Origin of the sequence: Ruminiclostridium herbifermentans, assembly GCF_005473905.2 — a bacterium.
Classification (GTDB): Bacteria; Bacillota; Clostridia; order Acetivibrionales; family DSM-1351; genus Ruminiclostridium; species Ruminiclostridium herbifermentans.
The window spans coordinates 3275716-3297311 of the sequence record NZ_CP061336.1 but is presented as its reverse complement, the minus strand read 5'-3'; the positions used below and the strand labels follow the sequence as shown (position 1 = coordinate 3297311).

The window sequence follows — 21596 nt, the reverse complement described above, 5'->3', positions numbered from 1 at the left end:
CTAAATTTTTTATTTTAAATGTATTCTATATCATGGGAAAGGTTAGAGAATCAGAACATATGACTTCCAAAATCTCCAACAGCAAATTTATTTTCCAATTTATTTTCAAGGTGTTTTTATAAAAGACAGCAGAAAGGCTGGGTTTGGTTCTATTATATTAAATACGATGACTGAAAAACGACAAAACACATCTAATAAAATTAAAATAAAACAATTTAAAACAAATATCGACAAATAAAGAATTACATGATATAATAATATCAGAAACAGAACTTACATTTAAATATGTAATATCACAATGAAATTGTGTTGTGTAAGTAGTAAGTAAATTAAAATGTATTGCTTAATAGAGATTTTAAAATTTGCTATCTCCCCCCAAAAAATTTTACATAGAGTGCGAATTATCGGACTTTCCCCTTCTGATAATAAGCAGAATCAGAAAACCAGTTGAGAACGTTATATCTCAGCTGGTTTTTGGTATTTATCAGCAAGTTCAAATAAATATCTTTAACCAATTACCCCATTTATCTAAGCTGCGGAGATGAAAAAAAAATTAACCTTAAGATTTATAAAAAATCGGTTAGCACTTATTAACTGAGCCAACCGATTTTTCTTGAACTTATTTGAATTAATTATTTGAACTAATATATACATTTACAGTTTATTTTTATAATTTATTCTTTAAATTTATTCTTTAAATTTATTCTTTAAATTTATTTTCTAATGGTCAGTGTCTAAAATATTCTAAAAGCACATTTGAAATTCCTTGTCCAGTATGAGGAAGTTATATTGGTAATACGAACTTTTCCAGAACCTGAGGAAGCATCAATCATTTGATTTCCTCCAAGAGCAATACCAACATGTCCATTAAATGCAATAATATCTCCTTTTTTAATGTCGCTCATATTTGTAATTTTTTTATACTTAGTGTTTCTGCTCCAACCATATGAAGTCATATAACTCTGTTTGACACCTGACTTATTTAATACCCAATATACAAAGCCTGAGCAATCAAAGGTAGAAGGTCCCTTAGCACCGTAAACATATTTTGCACCCAGCTTTGACTTTGCAATTGCTATTAAATTAGATACACTTGGGCTGCCTGAGTTATCGAAATAATCCTGATTGTTTGAATTGCTATTTTTTGAACCTTTGCTTCCGCCAGATTTATTATTATTTGAGCCGCTGCTTCCTTTAGTGCCATTCCAACTCTTAGCATCTGATGATAAAAGCTTGCTTATTGTTTGAGCTCCTGCTTTTCCATCTGCTGAAAGACCGTTACGTTTTTGGAAGTTTAGTACCGCCTCATGGGTGTCGGAACCAAAATATCCAGTTACACTATTTAAATAACCAAGTTTTTTTAAATACTTTTGAATATTGGAAACAGCATCTCCACTATCTCCGATTTTAAGTGCATTTTCAGCAACATTTCCTGATGTTAACAACTCTTTGGTTGCTGGACCAATATAGCCATCTGCTATTAAACCGTTAGATTCTTGCAAAATTTTAACAGCAGCGACAGTATCATTTCCATATTTACCGTCAGGTTTAGTGGTAAGATAACCAAGTTGGTACAGCTTTTCTTGGTATTTCATTATCTCATCATTTTCATCACCCAAATAATATGAAAGTGGAACAGCTTCAGCCGAATATAGGGTTTCTCTTGTTAGAGCACCTACATTACCATCATCATATAGACCGTTTCTTTTTTGGAATTCTTTTACCGCTGCCTCAGTTTCAGTTCCAAAATATTTAGTTACCTTTGATAAATAACCTAATTCATAAAGCCTTTCTTGGATATGCTCAACATCTATTCCTTCAGCACCTAAAAAAACAGTATATTCTTTTGCTTTATCTGAAAACAATAGTTCATAGGTTTTTGAATCAACTTCACCAGTGACTTCTAATTTATTTTTTGCTTGAAATTTCTCCACAGCACCTTTTATGGTTTCGCTGTATATTTCTGTTGGCTCATCTAGTTCTATGTAATAAAGTTCCATTAGTTTTTTCTGTATGGTGTTGACAATAATATCCTTATCACCTAACTTAACGATATCACCTCTTGATGGATCTAGAGAACTCTTCATACCACGAGAGGTTATTGAATTAATAGAACTGTTTGTATCATTTGAATATGAGGTTTCAGCTTGTCCACCATCTTGTGCAGCGTATAGAGAGTCTTCAGCTGAAGAGTCTTCAGTAGAACTTTGAGAAATTATATTATCAGCAGTGTTGATATTTGAACCAGAATCCTTTAATAATGGTGAGAATGTAGTTGCATATAGTATTGTAATTGCTAAAACAGCAACACCTGAACAGGAAATTACTATATGCTTAAGCTTTAAGGGATGGTTTGTTATTAATTTTTTCATTTTTTGAATAAAACCTTGAGTAAAATTTTTAATTTTATGTATGTTCATAATCTCTCCTAAATATAAGTATATTTTTCAGGATAAAATTTAATAAACATATACATAAAATCCAGAATACTCAAAGAGTATTGATGCATTGGAAAACTATGATAAGCCAAATTAGTAATATCAAAGAACAAAGTACCTATGCGGAATTACTTAACTGCAAAACTAAATTCTCTATAAATATAACGAGGCAAAAAACTTTCCCAAATCAAAAATAACGTAAGTACGAATAAGGTGCATTTTCTAGCCAAAAACCACTAGTGGTTTTTGACGGTGAATAAATATTTCGATAATCGAAAAACTCATTATGAATCTTGTCGTTATAATCTATAGAAGAAGATGTTAAGGGATTACTAATATGTAACTGTTTATTTAACTTTATCCAATTTTAAAATATAAATTATTTAATTTCAATTAACATAGCAATTATATCACAAATAAAATAAAAAGTTATTAACAAATAATTAACAATTGAAAAAACATTGTCGTAACATATCGATAAATAAGAAAATAACACGAACTAAATCGAATTTATAATGCACACTACTTGTTCTTCACCGTAATTATTTCAGCATCAATTTCGTGAGCAAGCAATAGATATATATTGCACGGGAGTACTATTTAGACAGTTTGTTTATTTCTTGTTTTACAACAACTATAGCACACTATGAAGCATGTATAGTGATGAACTCAAAACTAGAAAGTATACATTGTAAGAACTAACCATAAGTTCGAGTTAATTTTTAAATTCTTATGGACAAGATATACATATAATTATATGATAAAAATTACTAATAAATCAAAACTTTATATATAGGTACAATGTTGGAATTTCAACCTGCATTGTTGGAGGAATATTTTAATGAATGAAATAGCGATAATAGTTAAGCAAATAATTATACTTACTTTACTTGGAATAACAGGTTTTGTAGCTGCAAAAAGAAATATTTTACCTGAGGAATCACAGAAGCATATATCAGCTCTTATTATAAAAATAACTACGCCATTTTTAATTTTCACAACTATGGGGAGTTATTCCTTTACTAGGGATACATTAAAAAATGGCGTTTATATATTTGCTTTTGGTATTGTCTTTATTCTTATTGCAGGGCTGATATCCTTAGCGCCTTGCAAAGTAATGGGCATAAAAGATAAAGCAAGAAATATTTATATAGCTCAGTCAATGTTCGGAAATGTTATTTTTATGGCATACCCTCTGCTTGAAGCAATGTACGGGAAAACAGGCATTTTGTACGCTATATTTTATAATTTATCTAATGATGCAATACTGTGGACTTTAGGCGTTTATCTCTTTAATAAGCATAATTCTAACAGCTGGAAAGAAAATCTTTCCCACTTAATTAATCCAAATACGTTAGCATTTGTAGGAGGAATAATACTAATAGCACTAAAATCTTACTTTAGAATAGGTGAAATTTCGGTTTACAATGCAGTTTGGGATGTTTTTTATACCACATTTAATGGTTTGGGAAAAACAACAATATATATTTCAATGATTTTTATAGGAATGCTGCTTGCAAATACCAAAATAAGCGGAGTGAAGGATGTATTATCTCGAACAAGATATCTGGTTCTTTCTATATTTAAACTATTGATTGTTCCAGCGATAGCTATAGTATTTTTCAGATTGACAAATAATTATTTTGACAAGTTCGTTAAAATAATTGTAGTGCTGCAATTGGCAATGCCTTCATCTACAGTGGTTTCGGCTCTAGCTCTGCAATATGATTCTGATTATAACGCTGCCACAGAAAGCATATTTGTTTCTACCATATTATCAATATTTACATTACCAATTATAGTATATTTACTTGTGTAGATTTATTTATAAATTCCGAATATTTTAATCAGAGATATAAAAAATGTTCGCTTGTTCAATTGACAATACAGTTAAATATTTGATAATATTAGTATATAAAAAGCGAATGATTTTAAACAAAAAATAAAAAATGTTCATAAATACATTTACATATGGAGGATAATTTAATGTGTATTTCAAAGGACGCTAAAGTAGCAGTTGTTATGGGAAGTGATTCAGATCTTTCAGTAATGAAAAATTGTATAAAAGTTCTCAAAGATTTTGAAATTGATTATGAAGTAATGGTTTGTTCTGCGCATAGAACACCAGATAAAGCAGCAGCTTTTGCAACTAATGCACATAATAATGGTATAGATGTTATTATAGCAGCTGCAGGTAAAGCTGCTCATTTAGCTGGCGTATTAGCAGCACATACACCTGTTCCAGTAATCGGAGTTCCAATAAAGTCATCAACAATGGATGGTTTAGATTCATTGCTTTCAACAGTTCAGATGCCTTCTGGTATACCAGTTGCCACAGTTGCTATTGATGGAGCAGAAAATGCAGCGTTATTAGCAGTACAGATTCTTTCTATTGCTTATCATGAGTTAAGACATAAGATGATTGATTATAAAAAATCCCTTGCAGAAAAGGTTGAAAAGAAAAATATAGAATTACAGAATAAATTGTCAGAAATATAATTATAAATTTAATCGAAAGTTTATTTGAAGCATCTAGCTATTAAAATTTTCATAATATTGAATTTAATTATATTTATATGCTATAAGTTCAGGCTTTTATTTAGAAGTTTAGCTGTAAATAATGTTATGAATTAGTTGGTAAAAAGCTTGTTGAATAAGTACAAGGATTCTTTAGTGTTTATTTTCATAAATGCAAAATATACAATTGTTCAGCAAGCTCTATATGTTTTGTTGTGAAAATTTTTTAAGCATGAACGATTAATGTACACGAAGGCTAAAACGCTATGATGTATAAATGCTTAATTACATTTTAATGGTTTTGGCTTACCGTAGCATATTTTAGTAATAAAATATTTTACTGGTTTAAGTGCCGATAGACTTAATACTTGGGAAAGTCAAAAAATAATAAAAATAAAAAGGAGTAACTCATGTGTGATTTTGGGCAATGCTTACAATGTAACAATTTAGACTGCTTTGATGAACGAATGGATAAAATGCACGAAGAGTGCGGAATATTTGGTGTGTATTCATTAGATGACAAAGAATTAGATGTAGCAGGTATGACATATTACGGATTGTACTCGCTCCAGCATAGAGGTCAGGAGAGCGCTGGAATTGCTGTAAGTGACAGTGAAACTATCGTATATCACAAGGACATGGGCTTAGTTCCAGAAATATTTGATAAGGTTGTATTGAATCACTTGAAAGGAACTATGGCAGTTGGTCATGTTAGGTACTCAACAACCGGTGCAAGCAGACATGAAAATGCACAACCGATAGTTGTCAGATCAAGAAATGGTCAAATTGCTCTTGCGCATAATGGAAACATTGTTAATGCTGCAGAACTCAGAGAGGAAATGGAGCAATGCGGAACTATTTTTCAAACTACAAATGATACAGAGGTTTTAATAAATCTCATAACAAAACATAGCATTTCTACAAATATCCTAGAAGAAGCAGTTCAAAAAATGATGTTAGATGTTAATGGTTCCTATGGATTGATTTTAATGACAGCTAACAAAATGTTAGGAGTAAGAGATCCTTATGGAATAAGACCATTATGTATCGGAAAAACATCAACCTCTTATGTTATAGCATCTGAATCCTGTGCATTAGATGCTGTTAATGCTGAATTTATCAGAGATATTGAGCCTGGGGAAATTGTTGTAATTGAGAACAATGAAATTAGGTCGATTAAGTCATTTAATAAAAAAGATACAAGATTATGTATATTTGAGTTTGTTTATTTTGCTAGGCCTGATAGCATAATAGATGGTGCTAGTGTTCAGCAATCCAGATATGAGGCAGGAAAAAGATTAGCAATTGAGCATCCTGTTGAGGCAGATATAGTAATTGGAGTACCTGATTCAGGACTTTCAGCGGCATTAGGCTATTCGAGACAGTCAGGGATCCCTTATGGAGAGGGTATTGTCAAAAATAGATATGTTGGAAGAACATTTATTCAACCAAGTCAGGGTATGAGAGAAATGGCTGTTAGAATTAAGCACAATGCTATTAAACAGACAATTCAAGGTAAGAGAGTAGTAATTATTGATGATTCTATTGTTCGAGGCACAACTACAAGACGAATAGTTCAAATACTTAAAAAGGCAGGAGCAAAAGAGGTACATATGAGAGTTAGTTCACCTCCTCTTAAATACCCATGTTATTTTGGAATTGATATTTCTTCAAGGAAAGAACTTGTTGCAAATAAACTTTCTATAGATGAAATAAGAGAAATGATTTGTGCCGATACATTGGGTTATTTAAGCTTAGAAGGGCTATTAGAAACACCTATAGGTGCAAAATGCGGATTCTGTGCGGCTTGTCTGACAGGGGATTATCCTATAGATGTTCCTGAAGAAGGAGATAAATTCAGTTGTGGCTGTTAAGCCTTGATTGAGTTCAAAATGAATTTAACTATTTTATATAAATATTTGGAGGATAAAAAAATGACCACTTACAAAGATGCAGGCGTTGATGTAGAAGCAGGTTACCAATCAGTTAAACTGATGAAAGACCATGTTAAACGCACATTTAGACCAGAGGTAATGACAGAATTAGGCGGATTTGGAGGACTATTTAGTTTAGACAAATCAAAATATGAGGAGCCAGTTTTAGTTTCTGGTACAGATGGAGTTGGTACAAAGCTTAAAATGGCTTTCCTATTGGATAAGCATGATACAGTTGGTATAGACTGTGTTGCAATGTGTGTAAATGATGTTGTATGCAGTGGGGCAGAGCCATTGTTCTTTTTAGATTATATCGCTGTTGGAAAAAATTATCCTGAAAAGGTTGCTGAGATTGTAAAAGGTGTTGCCGAAGGCTGTGTTATGGCAGGTTGCTCATTGATAGGTGGAGAAACTGCTGAAATGCCAGGTTTTTATCCAGTAGATGAATATGATTTGGCTGGTTTTACGGTTGGAATTGTTGATAAGAAAAAAATAATTGACGGAAAAAATATAAAAGCTGGAGATAAGTTAATTGGACTTGCTTCTTCTGGAATTCACAGCAATGGATACTCATTGGTTAGAAAGCTTATCAATCCAACAGAATCCAACTTAAAAGAGTATGTTGAAAAGCTTGGCTGTACTTTAGGTGAGGAATTAATTAAGCCAACTAGAATATATGTAAAAACAATACTTGATTTAATAAAGAAATTTGAGATAAAAGGAATTTCACACATAACAGGCGGTGGATTTATTGAGAACATTCCAAGAATGGTTCCAGAAGGTTTAAGGGTTAAAATTCAAAAGGGAACTTGGCCAGTACTTCCAATATTTGATTTGCTAAAGAGTTTAGGAAATATGAATGACAGAGATATTTACAACACCTTTAACATGGGTATTGGTATGGTTTTGGCTGTAGATGCAGACAAAGCTGATGAAATAACAGCATATTTAAAATCAGTTGGAGAAGAAGCCTTCATTATTGGTTCTATTATTGAAGGTGAAGCAGGTGTGGACTTATGTTAAATATAGGTGTATTGGTATCAGGCGGGGGCTCAAATCTTCAGGCTATAATTGACAAGATTGAAAGCGGATATATAAAAAATGTGAGAATAGTTACTGTTGTATCCAGTAAAGAAGGAGTGTATGCACTTCAAAGAGCTAAGGAACATGGCATTAGTAATACATTTATAGCTAGAAAGTCTTTCAGCAATATAGATGAGTATGATGAAGCACTAATAAAGCATTTTACTGAGCATAAGGTTGATTTGGTAGTTATGGCTGGATTTCTTTCAATTTTAGGAGAAAGATTCAATAAGTTTTTTGAAAAAAGAGTTATAAATGTACATCCGTCACTAATTCCTGCTTTTTGCGGCAAGGGTTTCTATGGAATAATTCCACATCAGCATGTTATAGAGTCAGGTGTAAAGGTGACAGGTGCAACTGTGCATTTTGTTGAATTAGAAGCAGATACTGGACCAATTATACTTCAAAAGGCAGTTTATGTAGAAGATAATGACACGCCTGAAACACTTCAAAAACGTGTTATGGAGCAGGCTGAGTGGGAGATATTACCAGAAGCCATAAAGCTATATGCTGAAAACAGATTAGTTGTTGATGGTAAGAGAGTTAAAATAATATAAGTTTTAGCTTATATCAAACCATTAGCTGAAAATAGATTAAGTGATACATATATTTTTTAGTTTGATTTTGTTATATACAAATTTTTATAAATTGGAGGATTAGATTATGATTAAGCGTGCATTGATAAGTGTTTCAGACAAAACAGGCATAATAGAGTTTGCTTCTGCACTAGCTGCAAAGGGAGTAGAAATAATATCTACAGGTGGAACAGAAAAGGCTCTGTCAGCAGCTGGATTAAAGGTAATAAATATATCTGATGTTACAGGATTTCCAGAATGCCTTGATGGAAGAGTAAAAACTTTACACCCAAAGGTACATGCAGGAATATTAGCGATGAGAAGCAATGAAGAGCATATGAAACAAATAAAAGATTTAGGCGTAGAAACTATTGATTTGGTAGTAATTAATCTCTATCCATTCAAGCAGACAATTCTTAAAGGCGATGTAGAACTGGAAGAAGCAATTGAAAACATAGATATCGGCGGACCAACAATGATTAGAGCAGCTGCTAAAAACTATCAAGATGTTGTAGTAATAGTTGACCCTGCTGATTATGAAAAAGTACTTGCTGAAATAGATGAAACAGGAGAAGTTAGTTCAAAAACTAAGTTTAGACTTGCATACAAGGTATTTGAACACACAAGTCATTACGATACATTAATAGCAAAATATCTAAGAGATACTCTTGGAGATATAGATTACCCAGAAACTCTTTCTCTTACTTTTGAAAAAGTTCAAGATATGCGTTATGGAGAAAATCCTCACCAAAGTGCTGTTTTCTATAAAGAGGTTGGAGCTAATAGAGGATTTTTACCAAGTGCAGTTCAATTACATGGTAAAGAATTATCCTTTAATAATATAAATGATACAAATGGAGCACTCATGCTTCTTAAGGAGTTTGAAGAGCCAACAGTAGTTGCTGTAAAGCACACAAATCCATGTGGAGTTGGAAGTGCAGACAATATTTATGATGCTTACATAAGAGCTTATGAATCAGATCCTACTTCTATTTTTGGTGGAATAATTGCAGCAAATAGAGAAATTGATAAAAAGACAGCAGAGGAAATAAACAAAATATTTATTGAAATAGTTATAGCACCTTCATTCTCAGATGAGGCATTTGCTGTGCTATCACAAAAGAAAAACATCAGATTGTTAAAACTTGAAGGAATTGAAGAAAAGGCTGCAGCCGATACTCTAGATATGAAAAAGGTTGCTGGCGGTCTGCTAGTTCAGAAAAATGATGATGTTCTATTTAATGAAGAGGATGTTAAATGTGTAACAAATGCACAGCCAACCAAAGAGCAGCTAGAGGATTTGAAATTTGCTATGAAGGTTGTTAAGCATACAAAATCAAATGCTATAGTTGTTGCAAAGAATAAGAGTACTTTAGGTGTTGGACCTGGACAAACAAATAGAGTATTGTCTGCAAAAGTAGCTATTGATTATGCAGGAGAGAGATCAGTGGGAGCTGTTATGGCTTCAGATGCATTCTTCCCATTCCCAGATTGTGTTGAAGTTGCAGCTGCTGCAGGCATTAAGGCAATTATACAGCCAGGTGGATCAATAAAGGATCAGGATTCCATTGATGCATGTAACAAGTATGGAATCGCTATGGTATTCACAGGAATGAGACATTTTAAACACTAATATAGATGGAAGTGTTGCAAAACAGACCAATATACAAAATTGAGTTACTGTATAAATAGTACTTCCGTACTAACTTATATCAATTCAATGGATTGCTTCTAAAGTAATTGCTTGAAATAGTACAGTTCACCAAAAGTATTTTACCGTCGCAGAATACAAAGGCATCATGTCTCGGATTACTGCTCAAAGTGGCGTCCTGTCGCTTTGCCAGCAAAAATACTTGTGCTTCACCTACAATTTTAGCAATTACTTTTATCCGAGATTCCCATTGATATAAGTTGTACTTACGTACTATTCATACAAAATATTCTGAAATGTATAGTATATGGTATTAGTTTAGCAGCACTCTTTTTTAATAAACAAAATTCGAATTATGGAGGTTTATATATGAAGGTATTAGTGGTTGGTGGTGGCGGAAGAGAGCATACTCTAGTATGGAAACTATCTCAAAGTCCCAAAGTTAGCGAATTGAATTGTGCCCCTGGAAACGGTGGCATTTCAAAGCTTGCTACATGTGTTGATATTAAAGCAACTGATATAGATGGAATAGTTAATTACTCAAAAGAAAATAAAATGGATTTAGTTGTGGTAGCACCTGATGACCCACTTGCAGCAGGCATGGTTGACAAGCTTAATGAAGCTGGAATCAGAGCATTTGGACCTGTAAAGGATGCTGCTATTATCGAAGGAAGTAAGGCTTTTGCAAAGAATTTAATGAAAAAATACAACATACCAACAGCTGACTACAATGTGTTTGAAAATTGCAGTGATGCCCTTCGTTATATTGATGAATGCGGTGCTCCAATAGTAGTCAAAGCAGATGGTCTAGCATTAGGTAAAGGTGTTATTATCGCAAAAGCAGTTGAAGAAGCAAAAGCTGCTGTAAATGGGATGATGAACGATAAGCTATTTGGAAACGCTGGCAATAAAGTGGTTATTGAAGAATTTATTGAAGGGCCAGAGGTTTCTATTTTAGCATTTACAGATGGCAAAACTATTGTTCCTATGGTATCTTCTCAGGACCATAAGCGTGTATTTGATAATGACCAAGGGCCAAACACAGGTGGAATGGGAACTTTTTCACCAAGTCCATTATATGATGAAAAGCTTGCTGACTACTGCATGAAGGAAATTTTCGTTCCAACAATTGAGGCAATGAATAAAGAAGGACGTAAGTTCAAAGGCGTATTATACTTTGGATTAATGATAACAAAGGATGGTCCAAAGGTTCTGGAATACAATGCAAGATTTGGTGACCCTGAGACACAGGTGGTTATTCCAAGATTAAAGACAGACTTGTTAGAAATATTTGAAGCAATTATTGATGAAAAGCTTGCAGACATCAATATAGAGTGGGACGACAATGCAGCTGTTTGCGTTGTAGCTGCATCAGGAGGATATCCCGGGAAATATCCTACAGGCCTAGAAATAAAAGGTCTTGATGCTGCACAGGCAGATAGCAGCACAATTGTATTCCATGCTGGTACTTCATATAATGATGGAAAATTCTATACTGCTGGTGGAAGAGTATTAGGAGTTACAGCGGTAGAGAAGACAATGGATATGGCTATAAATAAAGCATATGCCGGTATTGAAAAAATCAGCTTTGAAGGAATGCATTACAGAAAAGATATTGGAAGAAAGTAATATATTTCGAGGCAAGAAAATGTGCCATACTTCTATAAGTGATGGGTATGGCTATGGTTTTTAGCGCTAATTTATGCTTGCCTCGATGAATACCGTTAAAGTAATAAAATTTATTTACAGTGGCAAAATTTATCAGGTATAATAACCATTTGTTATTTGTTAATATGTGGGGCGAAAGTGGACAACAATAGTTGGCTTGTTATTATAAAAGCTAATTAGGGTTTAAAGCTTTTGCCTTTTATGTTATAATGTTTTCTGTATGAAAAGGGGAAAGGGCTTAATCAATGCTTTAAGCTGCCTTTTCACATTCAGCACCAATGGGGATCATAGTGTACTTAATCCTACATTGTGTAAATTTCTTTAGTTTTTGGAATAAATAAAGAACAGAGCATATTATTGGTTGTAAATCTAGTAATTAAATTTATATTGATTTTGAGGAATTCTTAATGATAGATAAAAATTTGAAAATAGGAATATGTGGAGGTACTTTTGACCCTATCCATTTAGGGCATCTTGCAATTGCTGAAATGGTAAGGTGCCAATTAAATTTGGACAAGGTTTTGTTTATTCCTACTGGCAGGCCCCCACATAAAGACATAAATGCTGTTACCGATCCTATTCATAGGCTAAATATGGTTAAATGCGCTATTGAGGGGAATGAGTACTTTGAAGCTGTTGATATTGAGATTAAAAGAGATGGCTACACTTACACAGTTGATACGCTCAAGGAACTTCATCAAATATATCCTAAAGGGACAACCTTTTACTATATAATTGGCGCAGATGTAGTTAAGGATTTATTGACTTGGAAAAGCCCTGAAGAAGTTTTTACATTAACGAAGTTTGCTGCAGTAATGAGAGCAGGATACTTAGACAATGATTTTTTGGATCGCATAGAGTTAATGAGAAATAGATTTGATGCAGATATACTGAGTGTTGAAGCACCACTTATAGAAATATCCTCTACTCTTATAAGAGAAAGAGTTAATAAGAATCAATCGGTTAAATACCTTGTGAATGATTGTGTTGATGCTTATATAAAAGAAAATAATTTATATCGATAAATTAAGCTGACAACAGTTTAAAAAGGAAAGGTTACCAATGAATATAATTGAAATGGATGCATTGCTAAAGGAATCGTTAAAACCCAATAGGTATGTTCATTCTGTTAATACGATGAAAGCAGCAATACAATTGGCAGAACATTATGGTGAGGATAAAGATATTGCTGCAGTTGCAGGTCTGCTTCACGACTGTGCAAAAGAATTGAATGATATCGAAATATTAAAATACTGCAATGACAATAAAATAGAATTAAATGAAATTGAAAAAAATCAGCTGTTTTTAATGCATGGCGAGGTTGGTGCCATAATAGCAAAAGAGAAATATAGTGTTGAAAACGAAATTATATTAAATGCTATAAGGTATCATACTACAGGTTTTTCAAAAATGAATATGATAGATAAAATAGTTTATCTGGCAGATTATATAGAGCCTGGGAGAACCCATCGCAGTGCTGACGATGTTAGAAGTCTTGTATATGAAGATATTGATAAAGCGTTGATTTGTGCTTTTAATAATGTTATTAAGTTTGTTATAATGCAAAATGGTTTAATCCATCCATTTACTATTGAAGCAAGAAACACGCTATTGTTGAAAGGATAGTTATATTATATTTGTGCTGTTTTTACTAACTTGGAGGAGATAATGGGGAAATTTTTAAAAATAGGTTTTTATGCATTAGGAACCTTTTTGCTATTTTTTTCATCAATTATAGTAGGTGCTAATTTCTATAAGGATTCAGGAGTATTTGACAAAGCCGTAGTTGAGGTCAAGAAACAAAATACTCAGTCACAATCAAATAATAAAATCATAGTAGACAAAGAAAAAGACAAAGGTGAAGCTTCAAAAGAGCCTGCAGAGAAAACTCCTGCCCAGTCTACAGTTAACAATGAAAAGCTGGTTATAGAGGTTATAAACTGCACAGACAAAAGCGGATTAGCTGAAGAAATTAGGACAATGCTTGAATCGAAGGGCTATAAAGTAAGTGCAGGAATTTCTCTTGATGGTACACGAGGAACTTCTCAAATTCTGATACGAAAAAAAGGTGTAATAGCAGATACAATTAGAAATACTCTAAAAATATCTATTATAAAGGAAGAACTTCAGCCTGAATCACGATTTGATGTTACTATTATTTTAGGTAACGATTTTAATCCATAAAATACAACTAAATATTTTACGTAAATATTCTATTATATATTAGAAAATTTGTATATAATATGGATTTGTAAGTTACAAAGGTTGATGGTATAATTAACTGAGTTCTTGGATAAGCAATTCAAGCTTTATAATTTAATATTTTCAGTAAAAGATGAGGTGCAAAATTTGGATTCAAAAAAATTAGTTGACAGAATAATGTTAGCAATGCAGGATAAAAAGGCTAAGGATATAAATATTATTGATATCCATAGTATCACAATAATTGCTGATTATTTTGTGATTTGCAGTGGTACTTCTACCACACATATAAAGGCAATTGCAGATGAGATTGAGGAAAAGCTTACTGAAATGGGCGTTGAGCCATATCATAAAGAGGGTTATGACACAGCAAGATGGGTTTTATTGGACTATGGGGATGTAGTAGTTCACGTTTTCTATCATGAAGATAGAGAGTTCTATAATCTTGAAAGGTTATGGTCTGACGGTGAAATGACCTGTATAAGATAGATGAAATCAGTGAGAAAAACATAAACTCAGTTTCAAGATTAGATTAAGAATTTAGATTATGAATTAGGATAGAGGTTGTTTGTACTTTACTTGTGTTTTGCCAAAAAAGGTATTATATATTTACACAAGAATTATTTAAGATAGCAAACCTGCTGTTGTTTGAGCAGGTTTTGTTTATGATAATACAAATTATTTATTACATGTTTATAATGGGACTCGATAAATTTTTGCAATAACTTTGAAAAATTTATTGGGTTGGATTTAATATAAAATATTAACAAATTAAAATAAAAAGTATAGAGGATATTGACATCTATACTTAGAAATGGAGATAGGAAATGATTAGTGCAAATGGTGTTTCTCTTAGATACGGAGGACGTGCTTTATTTGAAAATGTAAATATCAAATTTACGGCAGGGAATTGCTATGGATTAATTGGTGCTAATGGGGCTGGTAAATCAACATTTTTAAAAATTTTATCAGGTGAGATTGAGCCTAGCAAGGGAGATGTTACAATTACTCCTGGTGAAAGACTAGCTGTACTTAAGCAAGACCACTATGAGTTTGATGAATATGAGGTTCTAAGAACTGTAATTATGGGCCATCCAAGACTTATTGAGATAATGGAAGAAAAGGAAGTACTTTATGCGAAATCTGATTTTACTGAGGAAGATGGTATTAGACTTTCTGAATTAGAGGCAGAGTTTGCAGAATTAAATGGTTGGGAAGCAGAGTCCGATGCTGCTACTTTATTAAATGGTCTAAATATAGGTGAAGAGTATCATAACAAGAAAATGAAGGACATTGACGCTAATTTGAAGGTCAGAGTATTACTAGCCCAAGCATTATTTGGTAATCCTGATATTTTGCTAATGGACGAGCCTACAAACCACTTAGATGTCGCTTCAATTACTTGGCTTGAAAACTTTTTGGCGAACTTTGAAAATACAGTTATAGTTGTATCTCATGATAGACATTTTTTAAATCAGGTATGTACTCATATTGCAGATATTGATTTTGGAAAAATTCAATTGTTTGTTGGTAATTATGATTTTTGGTATCAGTCAAGCCAATTGGCATTACAACAAGCAAAAGATGCAAATAAGAAAATTGAAGCTAGAATGAAAGAATTGCAAGAGTTTATTCAGAGGTTTAGTGCAAATGCATCTAAATCTAAGCAGGCTACATCACGTAAAAAGTTACTTGAAAAGCTGACACTTGAAGACATAAAGCCATCTTCAAGAAAATATCCTTTTGTTGATTTTAAGCCTGATAGAGAAGCAGGAAATGACTTACTTATGATAAATGGGATTACAAAAGAAGTTGAAGGAGAATTGCTCCTAAATGATGTAAACATTATAGTAAACAAGGGTGATAAAATTGCTTTTGTAGGAACATATGGAAAAGCAAAAACAACCCTATTTAAGATATTGATGGGTGAGATGGAGCCTGATAGCGGTGATTATAAATGGGGTGTAACAACATCTCAGGCATATTTCCCAGCGGATAATTCTGAGTATTTTGACGGTGTAGACCTTACTCTTGTTGATTGGCTAAGACAATTTTCAAAGGATCAGACTGAGACCTTCTTGAGAGGCTGGTTAGGAAGAATGTTATTCTCAGGAGAGGAAGCTTTGAAAAAGGCATCTGTACTGTCAGGAGGAGAAAAGGTTCGCTGTATGTTATCAAAGATGATGCTTTCAGGAGCCAATGTTTTGATTCTTGACGAGCCTACAAACCACCTTGACTTGGAATCAATAACAGCTTTAAATAATGGTTTGATAAACTACAAAGGAACTATTTTGTTTGCCTCCCATGACCACGAGTTTGTTCAGACAATTGCAAACAGAATAATTGAAATAACTCCAAAGGGAATTATCGACAGACAAATGACATATGATGAGTATTTAGAAAATGAGGACATAGCAGCACTCAGAAAAGAAATGTGGAGTTAGGAAAATACAAACGAAAACTGATACAAACAAAACCCGTATGTTTTGTGCCGTAAAAAGCAGCAAGCATACGGGTTTATATTATTTGTATGTATTAACTCATATTTTCAGCATATCGCTTAATTTTCTTTGTTGTGGTTTTTATGAATTCCTCTTCACGAATAGTGAAGTTTTTAATGCGCTTATATAAAGGCATTTGTTTATTTATTTCTTTAACATCAGCTTGAATAAGCTTGTATATTTCATCCATGGAAATAGTGCTCACATTAAGTCTTTCCTTAATTTCTTCCATATCAATAACAATCTGGGCATTTACTTCTGTCTCGCCTGATTCTTCGTCAATGCGGCCCCATACTAAACTCTCTTTCACATAAGGACTTTTTGCTAGGTAAGCCTCAACCTCTTCAGGGAAAATATTTTTTCCGTTTTTGGTAACGATAACGTTTTTCTTTCTTCCAGTTATAAAAATATATCCTTCTTCATCAATATATCCTAAATCTCCAGTATATAAACAACCGTTTTTAAGTACCTTTTGAGTTGCAACAGGATTTTCGTAATAACCGAGCATTACATTGTCTCCACGTACAACTATTTCTCCGATACCATCGTCACCAACATTTTCAAGCCATACTTCAACACCTGCAAGGGGTTTTCCAGCAGAATCATCTCTGTAGCCATGATCATTATTTACAGCAACAATTGGCGCACATTCGGTCAAACCATACCCTTGAATAATTCTAACTCCCATACTGCATAAATCATTTGAAACATCAGGGTTTACAGCAGCGGCACCACATATGACTAATCGAACTCTTCCGCCAAATATATTATGTACCTGTTTGAACAACTTCTTTCTGATATCAATTTTAAGGAATGAATATAAAAAATTGCTTATTTCAAGAGCTACATTAAGCTTAAGTTTTCCAAATTTTGTTTTTGAAGCTTGCTTAATAATTTTTTTGTGCATATTCTCTAGTATTAGAGGAACTAGCATTAAAACAGTTGGTTTTACTTCTTGCAGATTTTTAACAATATGTTTTAACCCTTCGTTAAAGGAGAAGCATGCTCCATTGTACATCATAACAAGAAAATTAGCAGTACATTCATAGGTGTGATGAAGAGGGAGGATAGATAAAGAACTATCAGTTTCATCAACCGTTAACATTGAACAAACTGCCATTATATCAGAAACAATGTTTTTGCTAGATAGCATTACTCCTTTTGCCAAATCAGTAGTTCCTGATGTGAAAATTAATGCACACATTGCATTTTCATCTATTTCAGCATCTAAATAAGTTCTGTTACCATTTTGAACTAATATTTTTCCTTTTTCAATAAGCTTAGAGTATGAAAGTAAATCATTATCTTTGTCAGTTTCAGCATCTATATTAATATAGTATTCAATTTGATTAGATATTTGCCTTAGCTGCAGCATATCTTTTTCATGCTTAGAGGAGAATATTATTGCGCTGACCCCTGCACGTGAAATAAGATTTTCAATTTCATTAAAAGGCAACTCTCTGTCTAAAGGGACAACGACACCAACACCGCAAGTAATTGTCAAATAAGAGGTACACCATTGTTGACTATTTTCTGACAATATGGCAATCTTTTTATCCTTAAGCCCTAGATCGATAAGAGCAGTACCAAGTGCGTCAATTTCAACCTTTAACTCATTATATGTTTTGCCATAATACTCACCGTTGCTACCTTTTATGTAAAATGCATTTCTATTTCCATATAAATTTACACTTTGAGAAATCATATCTTTTAGATCTGTAATTTTCCTTTGCTTGTAAATCGGTTCGGTTTTCATAATTACACTCCTTTTAATAAAGTCAAATACTATCAGAGATGAAAAAGGCTCTAATATTATACAAAAGAAAGCTTAACCTATAACATTTTCTAAAATAACATACCAGTCAAAAAATAAATTTCATTTGTTTGCATTTGTTAATGTACAATCCTATACTATAATATAAGTATATTTAGATTAAATCAATATATGAAGTAAAAAATTTTAAATTAAATTATTGCCAGCTTAAAGTTTTAGATTATAAAATTAATGTTATCGTAGTCGCCTTCTTCTGTTTCTTGCCCTTGATATTTTTCGGAGTATTTTTCGAAGGATTAAAAAGCAAACCACTACAATTAATGCAATGAAAATAAATTTAAATATTGAATTTTCAATAACTTTATTTATATAATCTTCTATTTTAGCTTTTAAGCTTTGATCTACTGTTCGTGAAGAAACAATAGATACTTTGCCGATTGAAATACCTGCTTTTTTATATTCAATATTTCCTAAAATATCACCCTTTTTAATTGGTGCTTTTAAATTTTGATTTATCGTTATTATTTTTTCTATATTCCATTCATTTTCATTATTAGGTAATACTGCTTCAAGTTTACCATTTGTAACAAGAGCAAGGTTTCCATCGTCAGCAGCGTCTTCTACTTGAACATTTTTAATAACAGTATTCCTGTCAACAATCAATTGATTAGAGAAGTTTTCATAACCAGCTTTTAAAAGGGTTTCTGTAAAATCAAATACAGTTCTGCCAGGTTTATTATTAACTCCGAGTATTACAGATATTAATTCAAAACCATCGTCATTAACTGCTGATGATATAAAGTTTGCGCCTGCACGAATAGTTGAGCCAGTTTTTAAACCTGTTATTGTAAATTGTTTTTCTCCATTGATACCGTATTTAATTGTTTGTCCTAAAAGCTTATTTGTGTTGTTTACAACATTCCACTTCTGATGCTTGTTAGTTGGTGAAAGTGAGTTTAACTGCTTTTGGCTGATAATATCTCTGAATTTTGGTAGTGTAAGGCATTCCTTTGCAATAATTGCTAAGTCCCTTGCGGTAGAATAATGATTTGCATCTCTTTCATATTCATCAATTCCGCAAGGATTTGTAAATGTACTATTTTTAGCTCCAATTTGAACTGCCATTTCATTCATAGCATTAATAAAATCAGTCTGGTTTGGATATATGTTTTCTGAAATAATATTTGCAGCCTCATTAGCTGATGCTATTAGCATAGCATGCAGTAAGTCGTCTAAGGATAACTGCTCTCCTACCATGATGCCAACATTCATTCCACCAACGCCTATATCAGATACAGCTTTGCTGCTTGCAGTCATTACTTGGCTCAAATCACCTTTCTTTAGTGCTACAAGTGCAGTCATTATTTTTGTCGTACTTGCTGGTCGAAGTCTGATATCTGGCTGATATTCATAAAGCACACTGCCTGTTTTGGCATCCATTAATATGTATGCAGCTGCATCAATATCTAAAGCACAAAAGACTGGTGAAGCTTGAAATGACAAAATTAATAAAATAATTAGTGCGGTAATTGCTTTTTTCATAATTAATTTAATACCTCATAGTTATGCACCAAACTCCATATAAATTTTCGAATGGATTAAGTGCCTTCTTTAATTTAGTTATTTTTCTTTTGTTGGACCTAGTAAATATTATAATGCAAAATAACATATTTTTAAACTCAAAATTAATAAGAAAAAATTTGTGTCATAAATTTAATTTTTCTATAGATATTTACCAATTATTATACTATAATACTATATGTTAGTTATTCAATATATGATAAATTCTTTATCATATTTCTTTTCAAAAATTTTTTTTCTAAGTATCCCATTTATCAAAGTTGTTCCGACTCACAAGTATAAAAAGTTGTTTACTTTAAGTTGATTACCTTCAAACCCTGTTTAAATCAATTAGTACAACAAGATAAGTTAATTATTTTATTGATTTTTTAGGAAAAATCAAAGCACTAGCTTAGTTGCGCTTCTGTACAAGCTTGTCTAAATGTTTTCTACCTAGATATTTGTTGATTTATTAGTGGTTGATTCATAATTAATCATACCGCCGCCTACAATTAGCATATATGCTTCATTATAAAGCAGAAAAAACAACTATTCTTCATAAGCAAATTAATTTTATCAGATTCTAAATGAATTTCAGTATAAATTTCAGGTCTACCATTTGATACTGCTACTAATCTGATATTAATAGGCTCTGTTCTGTTTATTTCATTAAAGGTTAAATAAAAAATATAGGAGGTGATGAGTCCATTGGCATTTACATATGTGCAATGGATATAAACATGGAAATAACATTATTCGGAAAGCAAATTTACATTAAGAAAGTTTTGTTGATAAGTGTATCAATAATTCTTATTCTTGGTTTGGGGGGATTAGGATATTTTTTGAAGCAGGTGTATAAGCCATTATCTAGTTCTGATATAGAAGTAACTAACACAAGTGTAGTCAAAGCTGAGAAAGTTGAGTCATCAGGTGAGACTAATTCTTCTGAGGAACTTGATAAAGTGGAAGAAGAGCCAGAAATAAAGGTATATGTTGTTGGCTGTGTAAATAAACCAGGCGTAGTTACTATAAAAAAGGGGCAGGTAATTGACGATGCAATAAAGATGGCTGGTGGTGCTACAGAAGAGGCTGATTTAGAAAATATTAATTTGGCTTACATAATAAATGAAAACACAATGTTAAGAATAAAAGCAAAGGTTTCAAATATTGCTGACAATAAAATTATTTCTGAAAATAATTCAAAAGAGAACGCCAATATACAAGTGGATTCTAACAAGCCAAAAGCAAATGTTAGTCAACAAAAAACGAGTGTTTCTGCCAATTTTAAAAGTGATGAGAATAGCAGTTCAAATGTATTAAATAGTGGTGTAGATATAATTAAGGATAGTATGGGCTGTGTTGTTGAAGCCCCAAAGACTGGCAGCAAAGAAGAAAGCAGTTTAATTAACATAAATACGGCATCACAGTCCGAACTTGAAAGTCTGCCTAATGTGGGGCCTGCTACTGCTAAAGCAATAATTTCCTATAGAGAAAAGAATGGAGGTTTTAAAAAACTTACAGATATTATGAAAATTACTGGCATAAAACAGAAAACTTTTGACAAAATCAAAGATTTTATTTGCATAGAATAAATTATGAAAGTTAAGGGTAACAACGCTCAGATATTAGTCCAGATAATACTGCTAAAAAGAAAAGACCGACTCAAAGGTCGGTCTTACATAATTTTAAGGAG

General features: G+C 32.5%; 16 protein-coding genes. 13 read left to right on the top strand and 3 right to left on the bottom strand.

Features of this window, described 5'->3' with window-relative positions; translation table 11 throughout:
- Positions 1-734 precede the first annotated feature (734 nt).
- Positions 735-2420, bottom strand: a complete 1686-nt coding sequence (locus tag EHE19_RS13360) for a peptidoglycan-binding protein (protein WP_137698350.1) — start codon at positions 2418-2420, stop codon at positions 735-737.
- An 859-nt stretch (positions 2421-3279) separates the two neighbouring features.
- Between EHE19_RS13360 and EHE19_RS13355 the strand changes: the two genes are divergently transcribed.
- The 12 genes from EHE19_RS13355 to EHE19_RS13300 all read left to right on the top strand — a co-directional run bounded on the left by EHE19_RS13355 (position 3280) and on the right by EHE19_RS13300 (position 16512).
- Positions 3280-4257, top strand: coding sequence for an AEC family transporter (locus EHE19_RS13355; RefSeq protein ID WP_137698349.1), 978 nt, complete (start codon positions 3280-3282; stop codon positions 4255-4257).
- Positions 4258-4424: 167 nt separating this feature from the next.
- Positions 4425-4937: a 5-(carboxyamino)imidazole ribonucleotide mutase gene (gene purE, locus EHE19_RS13350; RefSeq protein ID WP_137698348.1), complete on the top strand. Its 513-nt coding sequence runs from the start codon at positions 4425-4427 to the stop codon at positions 4935-4937.
- Between the two features lie 428 nt (positions 4938-5365).
- Positions 5366-6829, top strand: a complete 1464-nt coding sequence (purF, locus tag EHE19_RS13345; protein WP_137698347.1) for an amidophosphoribosyltransferase — start codon at positions 5366-5368, stop codon at positions 6827-6829.
- Between the two features lie 60 nt (positions 6830-6889).
- A complete protein-coding gene (purM, locus tag EHE19_RS13340; protein ID WP_137698346.1) occupies positions 6890-7912 on the top strand; it encodes a phosphoribosylformylglycinamidine cyclo-ligase in 1023 nt (340 codons plus the stop codon).
- Positions 7906-8529, top strand: a complete 624-nt coding sequence (purN, locus tag EHE19_RS13335; protein WP_137698345.1) for a phosphoribosylglycinamide formyltransferase — start codon at positions 7906-7908, stop codon at positions 8527-8529. The genes purM and purN overlap by 7 nt, the downstream gene beginning before the upstream one ends.
- Before the next feature lie 106 nt (positions 8530-8635).
- A complete protein-coding gene (gene purH, locus EHE19_RS13330; protein WP_137698344.1) occupies positions 8636-10180 on the top strand; it encodes a bifunctional phosphoribosylaminoimidazolecarboxamide formyltransferase/IMP cyclohydrolase in 1545 nt (514 codons plus the stop codon).
- 387 nt (positions 10181-10567) lie between these two features.
- Positions 10568-11827 (top strand): phosphoribosylamine--glycine ligase, encoded by a 1260-nt coding sequence (purD, locus tag EHE19_RS13325; protein ID WP_137698343.1) that lies wholly within the window; start codon positions 10568-10570, stop codon positions 11825-11827.
- Between the two features lie 446 nt (positions 11828-12273).
- Positions 12274-12891 (top strand): nicotinate-nucleotide adenylyltransferase, encoded by a 618-nt coding sequence (gene nadD, locus EHE19_RS13320; RefSeq protein ID WP_483313991.1) that lies wholly within the window; start codon positions 12274-12276, stop codon positions 12889-12891.
- A 37-nt stretch (positions 12892-12928) separates the two neighbouring features.
- A complete protein-coding gene (gene yqeK / locus EHE19_RS13315; RefSeq protein WP_137698342.1) occupies positions 12929-13492 on the top strand; it encodes a bis(5'-nucleosyl)-tetraphosphatase (symmetrical) YqeK in 564 nt (187 codons plus the stop codon).
- 42 nt (positions 13493-13534) lie between these two features.
- Complete coding sequence (locus EHE19_RS13310) at positions 13535-14050, top strand: LytR C-terminal domain-containing protein (protein ID WP_137698341.1); 516 nt, start codon at positions 13535-13537, stop codon at positions 14048-14050.
- Positions 14051-14215: 165 nt separating this feature from the next.
- Positions 14216-14557, top strand: coding sequence for a ribosome silencing factor (gene rsfS / locus EHE19_RS13305; RefSeq protein ID WP_137698340.1), 342 nt, complete (start codon positions 14216-14218; stop codon positions 14555-14557).
- Positions 14558-14895: 338 nt separating this feature from the next.
- Positions 14896-16512: an ABC-F family ATP-binding cassette domain-containing protein gene (locus EHE19_RS13300; protein WP_137698339.1), complete on the top strand. Its 1617-nt coding sequence runs from the start codon at positions 14896-14898 to the stop codon at positions 16510-16512.
- Between the two features lie 91 nt (positions 16513-16603).
- Here EHE19_RS13300 and EHE19_RS13295 read toward each other — a convergent pair whose 3' ends face one another.
- Together EHE19_RS13295 and EHE19_RS13290 are read right to left on the bottom strand one after the other, a co-directional pair.
- Positions 16604-18325, bottom strand: a complete 1722-nt coding sequence (locus EHE19_RS13295) for an AMP-dependent synthetase/ligase (RefSeq protein WP_137698338.1) — start codon at positions 18323-18325, stop codon at positions 16604-16606.
- A 252-nt stretch (positions 18326-18577) separates the two neighbouring features.
- Positions 18578-19885, bottom strand: a complete 1308-nt coding sequence (locus tag EHE19_RS13290; protein WP_137698337.1) for a D-alanyl-D-alanine carboxypeptidase family protein — start codon at positions 19883-19885, stop codon at positions 18578-18580.
- Between the two features lie 758 nt (positions 19886-20643).
- Here EHE19_RS13290 and EHE19_RS13285 point away from each other — a divergent pair.
- Complete coding sequence (locus EHE19_RS13285; RefSeq protein WP_137698336.1) at positions 20644-21495, top strand: ComEA family DNA-binding protein; 852 nt, start codon at positions 20644-20646, stop codon at positions 21493-21495.
- The last annotated feature ends 101 nt before the right edge of the window (positions 21496-21596 follow it).

Excerpts from the sequence above, each read along its gene's own strand:
- EHE19_RS13360 (WP_137698350.1), bottom strand. The coding sequence starts at position 2,420 with ATGAACATACATAAAATTAAAAATTTTACTCAAGGTTTTATTCAAAAA.
- EHE19_RS13355 (WP_137698349.1), top strand. The coding sequence starts at position 3,280 with ATGAATGAAATAGCGATAATAGTTAAGCAAATAATTATACTTACTTTA.
- purE (WP_137698348.1), top strand. The coding sequence starts at position 4,425 with ATGTGTATTTCAAAGGACGCTAAAGTAGCAGTTGTTATGGGAAGTGAT.
- purF (WP_137698347.1), top strand. The coding sequence starts at position 5,366 with ATGTGTGATTTTGGGCAATGCTTACAATGTAACAATTTAGACTGCTTT.
- purM (WP_137698346.1), top strand. The coding sequence starts at position 6,890 with ATGACCACTTACAAAGATGCAGGCGTTGATGTAGAAGCAGGTTACCAA.
- purN (WP_137698345.1), top strand. The coding sequence starts at position 7,906 with ATGTTAAATATAGGTGTATTGGTATCAGGCGGGGGCTCAAATCTTCAG.
- purH (WP_137698344.1), top strand. The coding sequence starts at position 8,636 with ATGATTAAGCGTGCATTGATAAGTGTTTCAGACAAAACAGGCATAATA.
- purD (WP_137698343.1), top strand. The coding sequence starts at position 10,568 with ATGAAGGTATTAGTGGTTGGTGGTGGCGGAAGAGAGCATACTCTAGTA.
- nadD (WP_483313991.1), top strand. The coding sequence starts at position 12,274 with ATGATAGATAAAAATTTGAAAATAGGAATATGTGGAGGTACTTTTGAC.
- yqeK (WP_137698342.1), top strand. The coding sequence starts at position 12,929 with ATGAATATAATTGAAATGGATGCATTGCTAAAGGAATCGTTAAAACCC.
- EHE19_RS13310 (WP_137698341.1), top strand. The coding sequence starts at position 13,535 with ATGGGGAAATTTTTAAAAATAGGTTTTTATGCATTAGGAACCTTTTTG.
- EHE19_RS13300 (WP_137698339.1), top strand. The coding sequence starts at position 14,896 with ATGATTAGTGCAAATGGTGTTTCTCTTAGATACGGAGGACGTGCTTTA.
- EHE19_RS13295 (WP_137698338.1), bottom strand. The coding sequence starts at position 18,325 with ATGAAAACCGAACCGATTTACAAGCAAAGGAAAATTACAGATCTAAAA.
- EHE19_RS13290 (WP_137698337.1), bottom strand. The coding sequence starts at position 19,885 with ATGAAAAAAGCAATTACCGCACTAATTATTTTATTAATTTTGTCATTT.
- EHE19_RS13285 (WP_137698336.1), top strand. The coding sequence starts at position 20,644 with ATGGAAATAACATTATTCGGAAAGCAAATTTACATTAAGAAAGTTTTG.